The organism is Geodermatophilus bullaregiensis (assembly GCF_016907675.1).
Lineage (GTDB): Bacteria > Actinomycetota > Actinomycetes > Mycobacteriales > Geodermatophilaceae > Geodermatophilus > Geodermatophilus bullaregiensis.
This window is the reverse complement of the sequence record NZ_JAFBCJ010000001.1, coordinates 3,496,414-3,513,947: the sequence shown is the minus strand read 5'-3', so window position 1 is coordinate 3,513,947 and position 17,534 is coordinate 3,496,414. Positions and strand designations below refer to the sequence as shown.

The 17,534-nt window shown below is 75.6% G+C and carries 19 protein-coding genes; 7 read left to right on the top strand and 12 right to left on the bottom strand.

The features are described from left to right. The first annotated feature begins 2 nt into the window (after window positions 1–2). Window positions 3–1,250, top strand: a complete 1,248-nt coding sequence (gene xseA / locus JOD57_RS16705; protein ID WP_204693039.1) for an exodeoxyribonuclease VII large subunit — start codon at window positions 3–5, stop codon at window positions 1,248–1,250. Next, window positions 1,247–1,486, top strand: coding sequence for an exodeoxyribonuclease VII small subunit (locus tag JOD57_RS16700; RefSeq protein WP_204693038.1), 240 nt, complete (start codon window positions 1,247–1,249; stop codon window positions 1,484–1,486). The genes xseA and JOD57_RS16700 overlap by 4 nt, the downstream gene beginning before the upstream one ends. 18 nt (window positions 1,487–1,504) lie before the next feature. Here JOD57_RS16700 and JOD57_RS16695 read toward each other — a convergent pair whose 3' ends face one another. Further along, window positions 1,505–2,122, bottom strand: a complete 618-nt coding sequence (locus JOD57_RS16695) for a DUF4245 domain-containing protein (protein WP_307824740.1) — start codon at window positions 2,120–2,122, stop codon at window positions 1,505–1,507. Between the two features lie 68 nt (window positions 2,123–2,190). Between JOD57_RS16695 and glpX the strand changes: the two genes are divergently transcribed. Continuing rightward, complete coding sequence (gene glpX, locus JOD57_RS16690) at window positions 2,191–3,255, top strand: class II fructose-bisphosphatase (protein WP_204693037.1); 1,065 nt, start codon at window positions 2,191–2,193, stop codon at window positions 3,253–3,255. A gap of 112 nt (window positions 3,256–3,367) precedes the next feature. On the opposite strand, the gene JOD57_RS26415 is transcribed toward glpX, so the two are convergent. After that, on the bottom strand, window positions 3,368–4,447 hold the full coding sequence (locus JOD57_RS26415; RefSeq protein WP_204693036.1) for a chromosomal replication initiator protein DnaA: 1,080 nt from the start codon (window positions 4,445–4,447) through the stop codon (window positions 3,368–3,370). Between the two features lie 158 nt (window positions 4,448–4,605). Then, window positions 4,606–5,220, bottom strand: coding sequence for a hypothetical protein (locus JOD57_RS16680; RefSeq protein WP_204693035.1), 615 nt, complete (start codon window positions 5,218–5,220; stop codon window positions 4,606–4,608). A gap of 157 nt (window positions 5,221–5,377) precedes the next feature. Here JOD57_RS16680 and JOD57_RS16675 point away from each other — a divergent pair, with 157 nt between their 5' ends. From JOD57_RS16675 to JOD57_RS16660, 4 genes are all read left to right on the top strand, one after another. Further along, window positions 5,378–6,772, top strand: coding sequence for a class II fumarate hydratase (locus JOD57_RS16675; RefSeq protein ID WP_204693034.1), 1,395 nt, complete (start codon window positions 5,378–5,380; stop codon window positions 6,770–6,772). A gap of 101 nt (window positions 6,773–6,873) precedes the next feature. Continuing rightward, entirely contained in the window at window positions 6,874–8,190 is a 1,317-nt protein-coding gene (locus JOD57_RS16670; protein WP_204693033.1) for a citrate synthase, read from the top strand. 11 nt (window positions 8,191–8,201) lie between these two features. After that, window positions 8,202–8,399 (top strand): hypothetical protein, encoded by a 198-nt coding sequence (locus JOD57_RS16665; protein ID WP_204693032.1) that lies wholly within the window; start codon window positions 8,202–8,204, stop codon window positions 8,397–8,399. A 248-nt stretch (window positions 8,400–8,647) separates the two neighbouring features. After that, window positions 8,648–10,582 (top strand): NlpC/P60 family protein, encoded by a 1,935-nt coding sequence (locus tag JOD57_RS16660; protein WP_204693031.1) that lies wholly within the window; start codon window positions 8,648–8,650, stop codon window positions 10,580–10,582. Window positions 10,583–10,645: 63 nt separating this feature from the next. Here JOD57_RS16660 and JOD57_RS16655 read toward each other — a convergent pair whose 3' ends face one another. From JOD57_RS16655 to JOD57_RS16615, 9 genes are all read right to left on the bottom strand, one after another. After that, a complete protein-coding gene (locus JOD57_RS16655; protein ID WP_204693030.1) occupies window positions 10,646–11,410 on the bottom strand; it encodes a hypothetical protein in 765 nt (254 codons plus the stop codon). Continuing rightward, window positions 11,407–11,751: a hypothetical protein gene (locus JOD57_RS16650; RefSeq protein ID WP_204693029.1), complete on the bottom strand. Its 345-nt coding sequence runs from the start codon at window positions 11,749–11,751 to the stop codon at window positions 11,407–11,409. The genes JOD57_RS16655 and JOD57_RS16650 overlap by 4 nt, the downstream gene beginning before the upstream one ends. Window positions 11,752–11,887: 136 nt before the next feature. After that, a complete protein-coding gene (locus tag JOD57_RS16645; RefSeq protein ID WP_204693028.1) occupies window positions 11,888–12,982 on the bottom strand; it encodes a sigma-70 family RNA polymerase sigma factor in 1,095 nt (364 codons plus the stop codon). A gap of 191 nt (window positions 12,983–13,173) precedes the next feature. Then, window positions 13,174–13,551 (bottom strand): hypothetical protein, encoded by a 378-nt coding sequence (locus JOD57_RS16640; RefSeq protein ID WP_307824739.1) that lies wholly within the window; start codon window positions 13,549–13,551, stop codon window positions 13,174–13,176. A gap of 266 nt (window positions 13,552–13,817) precedes the next feature. Next, window positions 13,818–14,138: a carbon storage regulator CsrA gene (gene csrA / locus JOD57_RS27440; protein WP_307824738.1), complete on the bottom strand. Its 321-nt coding sequence runs from the start codon at window positions 14,136–14,138 to the stop codon at window positions 13,818–13,820. Window positions 14,139–14,238: 100 nt separating this feature from the next. Beyond that, the gene (gene fliW, locus JOD57_RS16630) at window positions 14,239–14,643 is read right to left on the bottom strand and encodes a flagellar assembly protein FliW (RefSeq protein ID WP_204693026.1); all 405 of its coding nucleotides are present in this window, start codon (window positions 14,641–14,643) and stop codon (window positions 14,239–14,241) included. After that, window positions 14,640–15,542 carry a flagellar hook-associated protein FlgL gene (gene flgL / locus JOD57_RS16625; protein WP_204693025.1) on the bottom strand — a complete coding sequence of 301 codons (903 nt, stop codon included), beginning with the start codon at window positions 15,540–15,542 and terminating at the stop codon, window positions 14,640–14,642. Before flgL ends, fliW begins: the two co-directional genes overlap by 4 nt. Window positions 15,543–15,547: 5 nt before the next feature. Then, entirely contained in the window at window positions 15,548–16,981 is a 1,434-nt protein-coding gene (gene flgK / locus JOD57_RS16620) for a flagellar hook-associated protein FlgK (protein ID WP_204693024.1), read from the bottom strand. Continuing rightward, entirely contained in the window at window positions 16,978–17,472 is a 495-nt protein-coding gene (locus JOD57_RS16615; RefSeq protein WP_307824737.1) for a flagellar protein FlgN, read from the bottom strand. Before JOD57_RS16615 ends, flgK begins: the two co-directional genes overlap by 4 nt. Window positions 17,473–17,534 lie beyond the last annotated feature (62 nt).

Here is a 17,534-nt window from a genome sequence, read left to right as displayed (position 1 = left end):
ACATGACCGCCCCCTCCTCCCCCGAGGCGCCCTGGCCGGTGCGCACGGTGGCCCGCAAGGTCGCCGAGTGGATCGGCCGGCTCGGCGAGGTGTGGGTGGAGGGTCAGGTCGCCCAGCTGTCCCGGCGCGGGTCGGCAACGGTCTTCCTCACCCTCCGCGACCCCGCGGCCGACCTCTCGGTGCCGGTGACCTGCGCCCGCGACGTCGCCGACCGGCCGGGCCTGGAGCTCACCGAGGGCGCCCGCGTCATCGTGCGGGCGCGGCCGGACTACTACATCGCCCGCGGCTCGTTCTCGCTGCGCGCCACCGAGATCCGCGCGGTCGGGCTCGGTGAGCTGCTGGCCCGCATCGAGCGGATCCGCCGGCTGCTGGCCGCCGAGGGCCTCTTCGACGCCGCCCGCAAGCGCCCCCTGCCCTTCGCCCCGGCCGTCGTCGGCGTGGTCACCGGCAAGGACTCCGCCGCCGAGCGGGACGTGCTGGTCACCGCGCGCCGGCGCTGGCCCGCGGTCCGCTTCGCCGTCCACCACAGCCTGGTGCAGGGCGTCAACGCCGCGTCGTCGGTCATCGAGGGGCTGCAGCGGCTCGACCGCGACCCGGAGGTCGAGGTCATCGTCGTCGCCCGCGGCGGCGGCTCGGTGGAGGACCTGCTGCCCTTCTCCGACGAGGGGCTGGTGCGCGCGATCGCCGCCTGCCGCACGCCGGTGGTCACCGCCGTCGGCCACGAGACCGACACCACGCTGGTCGACCACGTCGCCGACGTCCGCGCGGCCACCCCGACCGACGCCGCACACCGGGTGGTGCCCGAGATCGGCGAGCAGCGGCGGCTGGTCGACGGGCTGCGCGCCCGTGCCCGGCACCTGCTCACGGTGCGGCTCGACCAGCAGGAGCGGTGGCTCGAGGGGGTGCGCAGCCGGCCGGTGCTGGCCGCCCCCGAGCGGCTGCTGCACGGCCGGGCCGACGACGTCGCGGCCCTGCGTGCCCGCGCGCGCCGGACGCTGACGCACCGGGTGGAGAGCGCCGAGCGCGACCTCGAGCACGCCCGCGCCCGCGTCTCCGCCCTCTCCCCGCAGGCCACGCTGGAGCGCGGCTACGCCCTCGTGCAGCGGGCCGACGGGGCGCTGGTGCGCGACCCCGCCGAGGTCGGCGACGACGAGCCGCTGACGGTGCGGGTGGCCGGGGGCCGGCTGCCGGTGCGCGTCGACCGCGACACGGGCGGCGTCGGTGGCGCCGGGCAGGATGGGCAGGCGTGAGCGCGCCCGAGCCGACCCCCGACCAGCCGACCCCCGACCAGCCGACCCAGACCTACGAGCAGGCGCGCGAGGAGCTGGCCGAGGTGGTGCGCCGGCTCGAGGCCGGCGGGCTGACCCTCGAGGAGTCCCTCGCCCTGTGGGAGCGCGGCGAGGCGCTGGCCGAGCTGTGCCGGCACTGGCTCGACCGCGCCCGCGAGCGCCTGGCCGCGGCCGGGCCGGCCGACCAGCAGGGCTGAGGTCCGGCGGCCGCGTCCTCAGCCGGTCGCGACCGGCGCGACCGAGGCGGCCACGGTCTCGAGCTCCTCGTCGTCGGCGGAGCCGGTGACCAGCACCGTCACGCCGGCGTCCTCCCGGGACAGGACCGTCTCCCCCCGCGTGCTGGTCGAGCGGGTCCACTCCTCCCCGGACAGCTGCACGCTGCCGTCGGCCTCCGCGCCCTCGAGCACCGCGGTGAGCGGGTCGGCCTCCGGGTCGTCGCTGACGACGAAACCGGCGTACTCCGTCGACGGCGTCACGTAGCCGATCTCGAGGGTGACCGGGGCCCCCTCGACGGCGTCGCCGGCGTCGGTGCGCGCGCTGGTCGACCGGTAGCCGTCGGGCAGCCCGGTGGGCACGGGGACGGCGTAGCTCGCGCGCGCCGACGCCAGCTGCACGGTGCTGGACGGGTCGATCGGGCGGACCGGGTCGCCGTCGCCCTGCCGGAAGGCGATCCAGCCGACCGCGAGCAGGCAGATCACCACCAGGGGCAGCAGCGACCGGATCATGTTGGCCGCGCTCATCCGGTTGGCGCGCTCGACCGCGGACGCGGGCGGCGGGGGCTGCTCGTCCGGGGTCTGCTGCGCCTGCTCGCCCGGCGGGCCACTCGTGGTCACTCCCCTAGGATCGCAGCACCGCCCACCCACCCCGTCGCGCCGGCGCCGGTGGCCGAACTGGAGGTCCCGTGACCCTTCCCGTGCCCGATGGCCCGCTGACCACGAGCACCCACGCGAGCAGCTTCCGCGCCGACCGGCCCGCGCCCGACCGCAACCTCGCCCTCGAGCTGGTCCGCGTGACCGAGGCCGGGGCGATGGCCGCCGGCCGCTGGGTGGGCCGCGGTGACAAGAACGGCGGCGACGGCGCGGCGGTCGACGCGATGCGGGCCCTCATCGGCACGGTGAGCATGCGCGGCGTCGTCGTCATCGGCGAGGGCGAGAAGGACCAGGCGCCGATGCTCTTCAACGGCGAGGAGGTCGGCGACGGCAACGGCCCGGAGTGCGACGTCGCCGTCGACCCGGTCGACGGCACCACGCTGATGGCCAAGGGCATGCCCAACGCGATCGCGGTCATGGCGGTGGCCGACCGCGGCGCCATGTACGACCCGTCGGCGGTGTTCTACATGGACAAGATCGCCACCGGCCCGGCCGCCGCCGACGTCGTCGACATCACCGCGCCGGTCGCGGAGAACATCCGCCGGGTGGCCAAGGCCAAGCACAGCTCGGTCTCCGACGTCACCGTCTGCATCCTCGACCGGCCGCGCCACGAGCAGCTCGTGCACGAGGTCCGGGAGGCCGGCGCGCGGATCAAGTTCATCACCGACGGCGACGTCGCGGGCGCGATCGCCGCCGCCCGCGAGGGCACCGGCGTGGACCTGCTCATGGGCATCGGCGGCACCCCGGAGGGGATCATCACCGCCTGCGCGCTCAAGTGCATGGGCGGCGCGCTGCAGGGCCGGCTGTGGCCCAAGGACGACGAGGAGCGGCAGAAGGCGATCGACGCCGGCCACGACCTCGACCGGGTGCTCTCGATCGACGACCTGGTCAGCGGCGACGTCTTCTTCGTGGCCACCGGGATCACCGACGGCGAGCTGCTGCGCGGCGTGCAGTACCGCGCCGGTGGCTGCACGACGCAGTCGCTGGTCATGCGCTCGCGCTCGGGGACCATCCGCGCGATCGACAGCCTGCACTCGCTGGAGAAGTTGCGCGCCTACTCCGCGGTGCCCTTCGACCGCTCCGACCCGGAGCACTGAGCTCCCCGATCACGCAGCGGGCCCGGCGTCCTGGTGGACACCGGGCCCGCGCGGCCCCGCCGCAGGGTCCCGCCGCGACCCCCGCGAGCGGTGGGGAGGACGAGGTCCTTCCTCAGTCGGTGAGCCGGCTCTCGCAGGTGCCCAGCTCCTCGTAGGGCAGCCGCCCGGCGCAGGTGCCGGCGTACTGCTCGTAGTCCGAGCCGACCGGGGTCCCGCGCCACAGGTCGTCGCAGACCGCGTAGTCCCCGGCGAAGCAGGCCTCGGCCTGCTGCTGGAAGAGCGGGTCGTCGCCCAGACCGGTCGGCGGCGCGGGGTCGGTCGGGGTGACCGCGCCGCCGCCGTCGCCGAGGCGCTGCTCGCAGGCGGCGACCTCGTAGTCCACGCGCCCGGCGCAGGTGCCGGCGTACTGCTCGTACTGCGACCCGGTCGGCGACGTGCGCCACAGGTCGTCGCAGGCCGCGAGGTCCCCGTCGAAGCAGGCCTCGGCCAGCGGCTGGTACCGACCGTCCGGGTCCGGGCCCAGGCCGGTCGGCGGCGTCGCCTGCCCCGCGGCGCCGCCACCTCCGGGGGAGGACGGCGAGGAGGACGAGGACCCCGACGACGGGCTCGACGACGAAGCGCTGCCCGAGGTGGTCGGGTCGGCGACCGGCGTGGTGTCGTCACCGCGCAGGAGGAAGAAGAGCCCGACGGCGAGGCCGGCGATCAGCAGCACACCGGCGACGCTGAGCGCGACGACCAGGTTCCTCCTGCCCGTGGGCGGCTGCGGCTGGCCGAAGCCCGGCTGGCCGTAGGGCTGCCCGTACTGCTGCTGCGGGTCGTAGCCACCCGGCTGGCCGTACGGCTGCTGGCCGTACGGCTGGTTCGGGTCGTAGCCGTACTGCTGGCCGTGGGGCTGGCCGTACTGGGGGCCGTACTGCTGGCCGTACTGGTTCGGGTCGTGGCCACCCGGCTGTCCGTACGGCTGCTGTCCGTACGGCTGCTGCGGGTCGTGGCCGGCGGGCTGGCCGAACGGCGCGGTCTGCTCCCGCTCGCCACCGGGCGGGCCGAACTGGCCGGGTGGGAACTGCGCGGTGGGCGGCGCCGGCTGGCCGGGCTGCCGGGCGGGGTCGTCGGACTGGCCCCAGCCAGGCTGCCCGGGCGGCCGGCCCGAGGGGTCGTTGCCGCCCTGGGGCGGATACGGGGGCTGGGACATGGTGTGCGGACTCCTGGGTCGAGGTCGTGTGCGCAGGTCAGGCTAGGTCTGGCCGGGGACGCCGAGAAGCACGGCGAGGTCACGGGACGGCTCCGGCCGGCCCCACCACCCGCCCGCACCGCGGTCCCGTCCCTCGGGCACCGGGAGGGTCCAGCGGCTCAGTCCAGGTCGGTGCAGTACGGGACCTCGTACTGCTTGACCCGGCCACCGCAGGTGGTGGCGTACTCCTCGTAGGCCGACAGCGGCGGGGACTCCAGGTAGAGGTCGTCGCAGGCCTGCAGGTTGCCGTCGAAGCAGCTCTGGGCGTAGCCGTCGAGGACGGGGTCGGAGCCGAGCCCACCGGGCGCCACCGGGTCGAACTGCTCGACCGACCCCAGGACCCCGCCGGTCGGGTACGGGTCGGCGTACCAGCCGAGGTCCTCGGTCACCGACGAGGTCATGCCCTCGCCGATCGCCTGGCCCACGTCGTCGGCCGCGCCGGTGAGCACCAGGGCGCCGACGGTGGCGGCCAGCACCATGCCGAGGGCGAGGACGGCGGCCGTGGCGAGGGCGGTGAGCACCGGGCGGCCCCCGGACGCGGGCGCGGCGGGAGCCGGCGCCGGCAGGGTGACGGGGGTGCGGCCGGCGGTGGGGTCCCAGGTCCCCCACGGCGTCCAGGCACCCGGGGCAACGGCACCGGCAGGGACGGCACCGGCCGCCGGCGGCGCCCAGGAGGGCGGGTCCCAGGACGGCGGGACGGGGGTGGGGCCGTCCGCGGGCGACGGGTGGGACACGGGTCCTCCTCGGGACTGGCGGCGTCCGCGCACGCTAACGGCCCGCACGGGTCCGTCCCGCGTCCCCACCCCGGGCCTGGGAGGGGTGGGGAGGACGGGGTCCTTCTAGGGTCACGCGTGCAGCACCGACCCCACCGACACCACACGGGAGCGCAGCGTGGCCACCGAGCAGGACTACCGCGTCGAGCACGACTCCATGGGGGAGGTCCGCGTTCCCGCATGGGCCAAGTGGCGGGCCCAGACCCAGCGCGCCGTCGAGAACTTCCCCATCTCCGGCACCCCCATCGAGCGTGAGCTCATCGCCGCCCTGGCCGCCATCAAGGGCGCCGCGGCGCGGGTGAACGCCGACCTCGGCGTGCTCGACGGCGAGGTCGCCGGCGCGATCGCCGACGCCGCCGCCTCGGTCGCCCGCGGCGAGTGGGACGAGCACTTCCCGATCGACGTCTTCCAGACCGGCTCGGGGACGTCGAGCAACATGAACACCAACGAGGTCGTCGCCAGCCTGGCCACCGAGGCGCTCGGGAAGCCGGTGCACCCCAACGACCACGTCAACGCCTCGCAGTCGTCCAACGACGTCTTCCCCTCGGCCATCCACGTGGCCGCCACCCGGGCGATCGTCCGCGACCTGGTCCCGGCGCTCGAGCACCTGGCCGGCTCCCTGGAGCGCAAGGCCGAGGAGTTCGCCGAGGTCGTGAAGAGCGGCCGCACCCACCTCATGGACGCCACCCCGGTCACCCTCGGCCAGGAGTTCGGCGGGTACGCCGCGGCCGTGCGCTACGGCGTCGAGCGGCTGCAGGCCTCGCTGCCGCGCATCGGCGAGCTGCCGCTGGGCGGCACCGCCGTCGGCACGGGCATCAACACCCCACCCGGCTTCGCCGCCGCGATCATCGACACGCTCGCCGCCGAGCTGGAGCTGCCGCTGTCGGAGGCCCGCGACCACTTCGAGGCGCAGAGCTCGCGCGACGCCCTCGTCGAGGGCTCGGGCCAGCTCAAGACGATCGCCGTCGGCCTGGTGAAGATCGCCAACGACCTGCGCTGGATGGGCTCGGGCCCCCGCACCGGCCTCGGCGAGATCCAGCTCCCCGACCTGCAGCCGGGCAGCTCGATCATGCCCGGCAAGGTCAACCCGGTGATCCCGGAGGCGACCATCCAGGTGGCCGCCCAGGTGATCGGCAACGACGCCGCCGTCACCTTCGCCGGCACCACCGGCGTCTTCGAGCTCAACGTGACGCTGCCGCTCATGGCCCGCAACGTGCTCGAGTCGATCCGGCTGCTGGCCAACGTCAGCCGGATCCTCGCCGACCGCTGCGTCGACGGGATCGTGGCCAACGTCGAGCAGTGCCGCACCTACGCCGAGTCCTCGCCGTCCATCGTCACGCCGCTGAACAAGTACATCGGCTACGAGGAGGCGGCCAAGGTCGCCAAGCAGTCGCTGGCAGAGCAGAAGACCATCCGCCAGGTGGTGCTCGAGCGCGGCTACGTCGAGCAGGGCAAGCTCACCGAGGCCCAGCTCGACGAGGCCCTCGACGTCCTGTCGATGACCCACCCGTGACCGGCGGGGGTGGACCCGGCGCCGTCGCGGCACCGGTCCACCCCTGCCGCGGGCGGCTCCCTGTCGTCTGGACCGCCCGACGCCAGTAGCGTCGGCCCACGATGACCGAGACAGCTGGCAGCCGTGCCGACACCGCCCCCGAGGTATCTCTCCGGCACGGGGGAGGTGAGCTCCCGCTGCGCGTGGTGCCGGCCACGGAGGGGTCCGCCGGCCTCGACGTCTCCAAGCTCCTGGCGACGACGGGGCAGGTCGCCCTCGACATCGGGTTCGTCAACACCGCCGCGTGCACGTCGGCGATCACCTACATCGACGGTGACGCCGGGATCCTGCGCTACCGCGGCTACCCGATCGACCAGCTCGCCGGCAAGGCGAGCTTCCTGGAGGTCAGCTACCTCCTGATCTACGGCGAGCTGCCCACCGCCGACCAGCTGGGCGAGTTCGACGAGCGGCTGCGGCGGCACACCCTGCTGCACGAGGACCTCAAGCAGTTCTTCAAGGGCTTCCCCCGCGACGCGCACCCGATGCCGGTGCTCTCCTCGGCGGTCAGCGCCCTGTCGACCTTCTACCAGGACTCGCTGGACCCCTTCGACGAGCGGCAGGTCGAGATCTCCACGGTGCGGCTGCTGGCCAAGCTGCCGACCATCGCCGCCTACGCGTACAAGAAGTCGGTCGGCCAGCCGTTCCTCTACCCCGACAACTCCCTCGGCCTGGTCGAGAACTTCCTGCGGATGACCTTCGGCTTCCCCGCCGAGCCCTACGAGGTCGACCCCGAGCTCGCCGCCGCGCTGGACATGCTGTTCGTGCTGCACGCCGACCACGAGCAGAACTGCTCGACGTCGACGGTCCGGCTGGTCGGCTCCTCGCACGCCAACCTCTTCGCCTCGGTCTCGGCCGGCATCAACGCGCTGTTCGGCCCGCTGCACGGCGGGGCCAACCAGTCGGTGCTGGAGATGCTCGAGGCGATCCAGCGCGACGGCGGCGACATCGACCGCTTCGTCGAGCGGGTGAAGAAGAAGGAGCCCGGTGTCAAGCTCATGGGCTTCGGCCACCGGGTCTACAAGAACTACGACCCGCGCGCGACGATCGTCAAGCAGACCGCCGACACGGTGCTCGACAAGCTGGGCGGGGACAACGAGCTGCTCGACCTGGCCCGCCAGCTCGAGGAGATCGCGCTGTCCGACGACTACTTCGTCGAGCGCAAGCTCTACCCGAACGTCGACTTCTACACCGGGCTGATCTACCGGGCGATGGGCTTCCCCGTGCGGATGTTCACCGTGCTGTTCGCCCTCGGCCGGCTGCCCGGCTGGATCGCCCAGTGGCGGGAGCTGATGGACGACCCGGCCACCAAGATCGGTCGCCCGCGGCAGGTCTACACCGGCGAGACCGAGCGGGCCTTCGTCCCGCTCGCCGAGCGCTGACCCGGACGGACATGGGCAGCGAGCCGCCCGGCGAGGACGCCCTGGTCCTGCCGCCGATCCCGCTGGCCACCGGGCGGCTGCTGCGCAACGACGACGACCGGCCGGTGGCGATCACCGCCGTCGAGCTGGTCGTCTCCACCGCGGACGGCGCCGAGCACCGCATCCCGCTGGTGCCCCGGCACGGCGCCTGGTGGCCCCCCGACCGCTGACCCTCCCTGCGTCCGTGCCCGTCCGCGGAGGTGCTCCGTGCACCTCCGCGGGCGGGCACGGTCGTGCCGCACGCCCCTGCTCCCGCACCGGTCCCCCGGGTGGGGGCACTCCCTCCCCCGGAGGGGTGAGACCGCCTCCCCCCTCCCTCCTCCGGGTCCTCCGCCGCGTCGATGAGACGGCTGAGCGCTCCACGGCACCGTGCCGCGGGGCCGGCCACGCCAGTCGAGACGCCCGGGGGGACCACGCCGTGCCCGCACCACGCACGACCACCCTCCCGCGTCCCCCGGCGGCCGGCCGCGCCGTCCCCGGTCCGGAGCTCACCGCCCGCGAGGCCGAGGCGCTGCGCGCCCTGCTGGCCGCCCGCGCCCCCGGGACCCGCGCCGCGCGGCCGGGCACACCCCGCCCGCGCGCCGGCACCCCCGGCAAGCCCGCGGCGAGGAAGCGGACGCGCACTCCCGCCCGCCGCCGTCCCGCCGCCCGCCCGGCCGCTCCCCGCCGCACCGGCGGGCGCGGGCCCTGGCGCGCCCGGCTGCTCGTCGTCGGCCTGGCCACCCTGCTGGTGCCGGTGCTCGCGGTGCTGGTGGCCCCCACCACGTCGGCACCCGGCGCGGCCACCGTGCCCGCCGACGCGACCGGGCTGGCGCTGGCCGCCCGCAGCACGCTGCTGCAGGACGCCGACGCCTACCGGCGGCTGCAGACCGAGATCGCCGCGCGCCGCGCCGAGCTGCAGCAGGCGGTGGCCGCCGAGCAGTCGGCCCGCGCGGCCGTGGCCGCCGGGCAGGCGTCGGTCGGCGCCGCCGCGGCCGACCTGTACCGCGCCTCGGCCACCACCCGCATGCCGGTGCTGGGCCTGGACGCCACCGCGCCCGGCACGACCGCCGACGTCCTCTACGTCCAGGCCCTGGCCGACCGCGCCGCCGGCGACCGGGAGGCGACGATCGCCCGCGCCCAGCGCGCCGGGGCCGCGGCGCGGACCGCCGCCGCGCGGGTGGCCGCCGCCCAGGACGCCGTCGACGCCGCGACCGAGCAGGCCGGCACGCTGCTGGCCGACGTCCGCTCGACCGTCGCCGGCCTGGGCCTCGACGTCTCGGTGCAGCTCGCCGCGCTCGGCACCGTCCCGGCCGCCGGCGACCAGCAGGTCCGCAACACCGCCGCCCTGCAGCGCTGGCAGGCCTACCTCACCGGGTTGGCCGCCGCCGGGATCGAGCCACCGGCGGCCGCCGAGCTGGCCGACCCGGCCGCGCTGCCCGAGGGCTTCTCCCCCGCGCTCGACGCTGCGGGGCAGGCCGTGCCCGGCGTCGCGTGGGCCGTCGCCGGCAACCGCCCGGTGACGGTGCTGCCCGCCGAGACCGTGGCCGCCGTCAGCGGCGCGCTGTCGCAGGTCGGCCGCCCCTACGTCGCCGGCACCGCCGGACCCGGCACCTACGACTGCGGCGGCCTCGTCGCCGCCTCGTGGCTGCTCGGCGGGTACGCCCTGCCCGGCACCGCCGCGGAGCAGTGGGCCGCCGCCCCGGTGGTGCCCGCCGCTCAGCTGCAGGTGGGCGACCTGGTGGTCTCCGACGGCGGCGCCGACGTCGGGATCTACCTCGGCGAGGGCGACGTGCTCGGTGCCTCGGCGGCCACCTACCAGGTCGGCGTCCGGTCGCTGCCCGACGACGCCCGCGCCGTCCGGATCACCCTCCCGGCCCCGGCGGAGCCGAACGCGCCCCTGCCCGCCTCGGTCTCCGGCCGCGGTGCCTGCGGCGCGCCGCCGGCCCCGGTCGGGCCGGTCAGCCCCGCCTGGGGCGGGTGGGCCAACGGCCGCATCCCGACCTCGGCGCTGTGCCCGGTCGCCCGCGGCCACGCGCTGCGCTGCGACGCGGCGGCCGGCTACACGGCGCTGGCGCAGGCCTACCAGGCCGCGTTCGGCACCCCGCTGTGCATCACCGACTCCTACCGGTCGATGGCCGCCCAGACCGACGCGTTCCGCCGCAAGCCCGCGCTGGCCGCCGTCCCGGGGACGTCGAACCACGGCTGGGCGCTGGCGGTGGACCTCTGCGGCGGGGTCAACGTCGCGGGCACGCCCCAGTGGACCTGGATGACCCGGCACGCCGGCGAGTTCGGCTTCGTGAACCCCGACTGGGCCCGGCCCGGTGGCGAGAAGCCCGAGCCGTGGCACTGGGAGTTCGGCACCCTCGCCTGAACGGCCCCCCTGCAGGGTCCCGCCGCGAGCCTGCGAGCGGCGGGGGGCAGGGGGGTCCTTCTGCTACAGCCAGCGGAGGTCGGGGACGCGGGCCCAGGGCAGGCGCACGCAGGGCTCGCCGGTCTCGCCCGCCAGCCGGGTGGCCACGGCGGCCGAGGCGCAGGCCAGCGGCCGCGCCGGGGTGACGACGACGTGCGGCTCCTGCAGGCGCAGTCCGGCGTCGGCGATCCGCGCCAGCAGCCGCCCGGGAGCGGCCAGCGCGGCCGAGGCCAGCACCGGCGCGCCGGGGTGCGACCACAGGGCCACCGGTCCCTCCACGCGGAGCACGCCACCGGAGTCGGCGGCGCGGGCGGTGGCGGTGGTGCGGGTGCGGGCGACCACGGCGGCGTCGACCCCGTCGGAGGGCGTCCAGGCGACGGCGCGCTCCCCCCGGCGGACGACGACCTGCCAGCCGACGGCGGTCCGGGTGGCGTCGGTCCAGTCGAGGACGGCGAGGCCCGAGGCGGCGGCCGCGGCGTCGCTGACCGGGCGGGCACCGACCCAGTCGGTGAGCGCGGCGGCGACCCCCGCGGCGGTGGGTGCCACACCGGCGTGGGTCATGTCCTCGGCGAGGTCGACCAGCGTGCTGCGCACCCGGCGCTCGTCCTCGGCGAGGACCAGCACGGGGCCGCGCACGGGGTCGCGGAGGAGGGCGGCACGCAGGCCGCCGGTGGCCAGGCCCGGCAGCACCGCGGCGGCCGCCGCGCGCACCTGCTCGGCGGTGACCGGCTCCGGCCGCGTCCGCTGCAGGAGGCCGGCACGGGACCGGGCGACGCGCCCGGGGGTCACCGGCGACGCCCGGAGAGGGCCGCGCGCAGGGCGGCCGGCAGCGCGGCCGCGTCCAGGACGCTGTCGAGCTCGGCCGCCGACAGCCGCACCGGCAGCACGTCGTCGGCCCAGCCGGTCACCCGGCGGACGCGGGCGGCCGGGGCCGGCCAGACGGCGTCGCGGGCGGCGGCCACGTGCAGCTCGGTGAGCACGTCGGCGAGGTGGACGGCGGTGACCGGGTGCACCGCCGGCTCGGCCAGGGCGGCGCGGACGGCGGCCGCGAGCTGCGCGCGGTCGTCCTCCGACAGCCAGTGCGGCAGCAGGACGGCGGCGGTGGGGTCGCCGGCGGGCAGGACGCTCACCGTGCACCTCCCCCCGGACGGCTCTGCGGTCCCGGCTCACCGGCGCCGGCGGCGCGGGCGGGACTCGCGGTCACACCCTCCCTATCGGCAGGTCGGTGCCCGGTTCGACCCGGCGGCACCACACCGTCCCCGCGAGCTACTCGCTGAGCTCGGTCAGCCGGTCCTTGAGCACCCGCTCCACGCGGTCGGCGTGCACGTTCATGTTCCGCACGGAGGTGCCGAGCTCCGCGGAGACCTGCGTCTTGGTCTGCCCGCCCCAGGTGGTGAGGTACCAGGTCGCCCAGCCGAGGACGTTGGGCTGGGCGGCCCGTTGGCCGCGGGCGGCGGTCGGGTCCGGCGCGCAGGCGGCGGTCAACGCGTGCGACAGGACGGTCTGCTCCGCCTCGTCCATGATCTGGTCGGGCGCCTCGTCGGAGTCGGGCAGGAGCACCTCCGTGGCGTCCGGCCCGCCGTCGAGCGACTGCAGGTTCCGCAGCGAGTTGAGGGTGGCGACCGTCTGCGAGTTGCGGCGCAGCGTGGCCACGCTCTGGCCCATGAAGGCGGCCAGCTCGCGCTCGGTGGGCCGCCGCTGGTGCTCGGCCTGGAAGGCCGCGATCGCCTTCTGCTGCCGGTTCTCCGTGTCGGCCGCCGTGCGGCCGTGGGCGTTGCGGCCCAGGTCGTGCACCCACTTGGACAGCTGGGTGGCGAGGAAGGCCCCGAACGGGACGCCCTTGGTCTCGTCGTACTGGCCGACGGCCTTGAGGATCCACTCGGCCACCTGCTGCCCCAGGTCGTCGGGGTCGGGCAGGTGCAGGCGGATCGTGCTCATGTTGCGCTGCAGCCGCTTGAGGCTGACCGGCAGGTAGTGCCGGCACAGGTCGTCGAGGAAGGCGGGCGGCAGGTCGCGCGGTGCGCGCCGGCGGACGCCGGGCTCCGCGCGCAGCCCCACGGTGGTGCAGCCCTGCTCGGCGCACCACGCGCGGATCCAGTCGGCCAGCAGCGGGCCCTGGCCGCACGGGCCGTCGACGCGGTAGAGCCCCTCCCCCTCGTCGTGGCTGACGGTCACGCCGTCGGGCAGGTCGGCCCGGAAGCGCGCCAGCGGCAGCTCCCGGTCGACCCGGAAGTGCACGCGGTCGCGCGGGGTGATCGGGGTCCGTGCGAAGCCCTCGGCCTCGGGCACGCCGCCGAAGACGAGCGGTGCGCGGAACGGGGTGGCGGTGTCGGAGGACGGGGCGGGGGCGGGGTGGTTCACCGGGACTCCAGGACGATCGCGGGGAGGACGACTTCCGAGCAGGAGGCACCTGCGACCCCTCAGCAGGGGCGCGCTGCCGGCCCCGTCCCGGGCCCCGCCCTGAGCTCGCGAGGGGTGGGGAGGACGGGCGGCCCTCCTGCAGGGTCCCGCCCCGAGCGTCAGCGAGGGGTGGGGGGCAGGAGGGTCCTTCTTCAGGCGGGGACGTGCTCGACCGGCCGGGCGGCGCGGGGCGCGGGGACGGGGCGGACGTCGTCGTCGCCGGCGGCCAGCAGGACCTGGGCGGCGGCGCGCTCGGCCGGACCCGGCTCGGCGGCGTAGACCGGCATGTGGTCGTAGAGGACCGTGAAGAGGTCGCTGACGAAGGCGTAGGCCGCCTGGGCCTGCAGGGAGAACCGCGCGATGGCCTCGCGGGGGCCGAGCTCGACGCCGACGGTCACGCGGACGACGCGCTCGTCCTTGCCGAGGCCGCTGACGGCGAAGCCGACCGCGGGGTGCGCGGCGGCCAGCGCGGCCAGCTCGGCGAGGCAGCGGCGGGTGGACCCGCGGCGCGGCCGGAGCTGGACGTGCACGACGACGGTGTCCGCCGGGCCGGCCCCGGCCAGCTGGTCCGTGCTTGCTGCAACGCTCTGTCGCAATGTGATCGCCCCCTGTGACGTGCTTGGGGGCAACTCTGGCGGATGAGCGGACAGTGACGGGCACACAACTCGCCGTGCCCTGCGCAATGTCGGGGTCGACCTTCGTCAGGTCTTGCCCAGGACGGGGTCCCGACCGGTCCGGCGGGTCCGCGCCACGGCGAGAGTTGCCGAGCCGCGGACCCGCCGTCGGTGGTGAGTCGTCAGCGGGCGGGCGCCTCCGGCGAGGCGGCAGTCCGGGCGGTGGTGTCGGCGGCCGCGGCCGTGGCACCAGCCGGGGCGGCGGGAGCGGTGTCGGCGCCCGGGGCGAAGGCGGCGAGGGCGCCCAGCGTGTCGGCGGTGACCTGGGCGGCGAGCAGGTTGGCCTCGGCGATCTGCCGGTAGACCTCCTCGCGGTGGATGGTCACCTCGCGGGGGGCCTTGAAGCCGAGGCGGACGGTGCCGCCGCGGACCTCGACGACGTGGACCTCGATGTCGTCGCCGATGCGGATCGTCTCGCCGACGCTGCGGGTCAGTGTGAGCACGGGTACCCCTCCATGGGTGTGTCTCGGCCGTCCTGGCGTGGCCCCGTCCAGAGGCTCGTCCCGAGCGTGCGAGGGACGAGGAGGACGGGGTGTCCTTCTTCTATCGGCGCAGGGGACGCCGGATGGGATGACGACCATCGGACAGGACCACCTGGGTGGCCCGCCAGTTCGCCGGGTTGACCACCAGGGGCGCGCGCAGGTTCGCCGTCGCCGCCGCCGGCCCCTCGGCCGGGACGGTCACCAGGCAGTACACCTGGGCGTCGGAGACGTCGTCCAGGCCCAGGTCGGCGAGCGCCGCGGGCGGGACCACCGGCGTGTAGTCCGGGAAGTACCGGGCCGGGGGCACGACCAGGAACCGCGGACCGCCGGCGTCCAGGGACTGCAGCCAGAACAGCAGGCCGTCGCCGTCGGCCGTGACGAGCACGTAGTCACGGAACTCGGGGAAGCCGGGCAGCGGGGTCACCAGGCCGAGCAGGGGCAGCGTGGCGACGGGGGCGAGCGTCATCGGAGGAAGTCCACGAGCGAGGGCTGGATGACCTTGGAGGTCGCCGAGAGTGCGGCCTGGTAGCCGGTCTGCTGGAACTGCAGCTGCATGATCGTCTTCGGCAGGTCGACGTCCTCGACCAGGGCCAGCTGCTTGCTCAGCGACAGCTGGAGGTCGGTGTTGGTCTGGGCGGCGGTCCCGACCCGCGCGGCGCGGGCACCGATCGACGACACGGCGGTCAGCAGCCGCTCCACCGCCACGTCGAGGGCGGCGAGGTCGTCGCCGAGCGCCTCGGGGGCCCCGGCCACGTCGGTGGCGATCTTGCCCACCAGCGCGAACAGGTCCGTGCCGGACGGGTCCCCGAACGCCTCGGGTCCGGTGACGTCGATGCGGACGTCCTCGGCGTCGGCGATCCGCCGGGTCACCCCGACGACCGGGACGCCGTAGGCGCCGCCGACGCCGTCGTAGGCACCCGTGGCGTCGTAGGCGGTGGCCCCGGAGGTGATGCCGCCGAACAGCGGCCGGCCGTCGACGGACTGGTTCGCCAGCCCCAGCAGGCTCTCCCGCAGGGCGGCGACCTCGGTGCTGATGGCGACCCGGCCGCTCGCGGACAGGACGCTGCTGTTGGAGGCCTGGACGGTGAGGTCCCGGACCCGGTTCACCTGCGTGACCATGCTCTGCAGCGTGGTGTCGGTGAAGTCCATCCAGCCCTGCGCGTCGGAGATGTTGCGTGCGTGCTGGACCGCGGCGCCCTGGTCCTGCCGGACCTGCATGGCCCGGTTGACACCGGACGGCGAGTCCGACGGCTTGCTGACGACCTTGCCGGACGTGAGCTGCTGCTGCAGCTTGCCGAGGTCGGAGAGGTTGCGGTTGAGACCCTGCAGCGCGGTCTGCGTCACGGCCCGCTGGGTGATGCGCACTCAGGTCACCGCCCCACGAGACCGGTGCGGCTGATCAGGGTGTCCAGCGCCTCGTCGATCGTCGTGATCATCCGGGCGGCCGCGTTGTAGGCGTGCTGGAACGCCATCATGTTGGTCATCTCCTCGTCGAGGTTGACCCCGGAGACCGACTCGCGCGCGGCGTCCACCTGCGCGGAGAGGACGGACTGCACCTCGAGGTTCCGGGTCGCCACGGAGGCCTCCACGCCGAGGCTCACCACGAGCTTGCGGTAGAGGGCGTCGGGGCCGGCGGGGTCCAGGCTCAGCGTGAACAGGGCGTCGGCGTTGCGGGCGTCGGCCGACGGGGTGCCGCCGGTGACCGCCGGGGAGACCCCGGCCGCGGCGACCCGCGCCGGGTCGGTGACCCGCAGGGTGAGGTTCGCGGCCGTGACCGCGCTCAGGTCGACGGGGTCGGTGCCCGACCCGTCGTCGAACAGCGGCCCACCCGGGGCGCCGGTCGCGTCGAAGCCGGCGGTGTGCGCCGCGTTCAGGCTGCCGGCCAGCGACCGCGCCAGGGCGTCGAGCTGGGTCCGGTAGCCCGGGACGATGGTGGTCAGGGCGGTGAGCTGCCCGCCGGCCGTCCCGCCGGTGCGCAGGGTCGTGCCGCCGGGGTCGGTGACCAGACGGGGGGCGTCGGTGCCGACGCCGTCCGGGTCGTCGGTCCCGGCCAGCCGCACCCCGATGGCACTGGTGCCCGAGACCAGCGTGGTGCCGCCGATCGTCACGTCGACGACGCCGTCGGCCCGCGGCACCACCGTGGCACCGACGGCCTGCGCCAGCCGGGAGACCAGGGAGTCACGCCGGTCCGCGAGCTCGTTGACCGGCAGGCCGGAGAGCGTCGCCAGCCGGATCGAGTTGTTCAGGTCGGCGATCGAGACCGCCGCGGTGTTCACGTCGGCGGCGAGCACCGCGAGGCCGTCGCGGGTCTGGTCCCACTGCTGGTCCAGGGCGGCCCGCGTGGTGTGCAGGCCGGCGGCCAGCGTGTCGAGGCGCTCGACCACCTGGCTGCGCGGCGCGAGCTTGAGCGGGTTGGTGGTGAGGTCGCTGAAGGCGGACCACACGTCGGTGAGCATGCTCTGGATGCCGCTGCTGCCCGGCTCGCGGAAGTTCTCCTCCACCTGGCCGAGCGCTGCGCTCTCCGCCGTCAGCCGGGCGGTGTTCGCCGTCTCCAGGTGGCCGCGGGCCTCGAGGAAGGCGTCCCGCACGCGGCGGACCCCCTCGACGTCGACGCCGCCGTCACTGCCGTTGCTCACCGAGTGGACCGCCGGGACCGCGGTCCCGCCCATGGCCTGCAGGTCGACCCGCTGCCGCGAGTAGCCCTCGGTGTTGACGTTGGCGATGTTCTGGCCGGTGACGTCCATGCCGCGCTGGGCGGCCCACAGCGCCGTCGTCGCCGTGTTGAGCGAGCTGAACCCGCTCACAGGGCACCGTCCAGGGTGACGGCGCGGTGCGCCGAGGACTGCGAGCGACCGCTGGCGCCGTACGTGCCCGCCGACGGGGGCCGCACCGACAGCAGCGCGTCGCCGATGGCCGACAGCCCGCCCTCGATCAGCTCGCGGTTGGCGTCCGACAGGCTGCGCAGGTCGGTGACCAGCACGAGCAGCGCCTCGTGGTGCCGGGCGAGCAGGTCGTTCCACGGCGCGGGGGCCACCTCGGCGAGCTGGCGCAGCGAGGGGTCGACCCCGACGCCGAGCCGGGTCGCCAGCGACTCGGTGACCGCGGCCCGCTCGACCTCGAGCGTGCGCAACTGGTCGAGCACGACCTCGATCTCGTGCGCGATGCGCGCCAGCCAGCGCGTCTTGCCCGACAGGATGAGGTACTGCTTCTCCTCCGCCTTGAACAGCAGCAGGTCGAGCAGCTCCTGCTCCCGCCACAGCAGCGTCGACAGGTGCTGGAAGTCCACGTCCGCCACCGCCTCCCTCGTCCTGCCGGCCGGGCGGTCCCCGGCCGGCGTCGTCAGCGGTCAGGCCATCG

Excerpts from the sequence above, each read along its gene's own strand:
- JOD57_RS16665 (WP_204693032.1), top strand. The coding sequence starts at position 8,202 with ATGGGCAGCGAGCCGCCCGGCGAGGACGCCCTGGTCCTGCCGCCGATC.
- fliW (WP_204693026.1), bottom strand. The coding sequence starts at position 14,643 with ATGACGCTCGCCCCCGTCGCCACGCTGCCCCTGCTCGGCCTGGTGACC.
- JOD57_RS26415 (WP_204693036.1), bottom strand. The coding sequence starts at position 4,447 with ATGTCCCAGCCCCCGTATCCGCCCCAGGGCGGCAACGACCCCTCGGGC.
- JOD57_RS16670 (WP_204693033.1), top strand. The coding sequence starts at position 6,874 with ATGACCGAGACAGCTGGCAGCCGTGCCGACACCGCCCCCGAGGTATCT.
- xseA (WP_204693039.1), top strand. The coding sequence starts at position 3 with ATGACCGCCCCCTCCTCCCCCGAGGCGCCCTGGCCGGTGCGCACGGTG.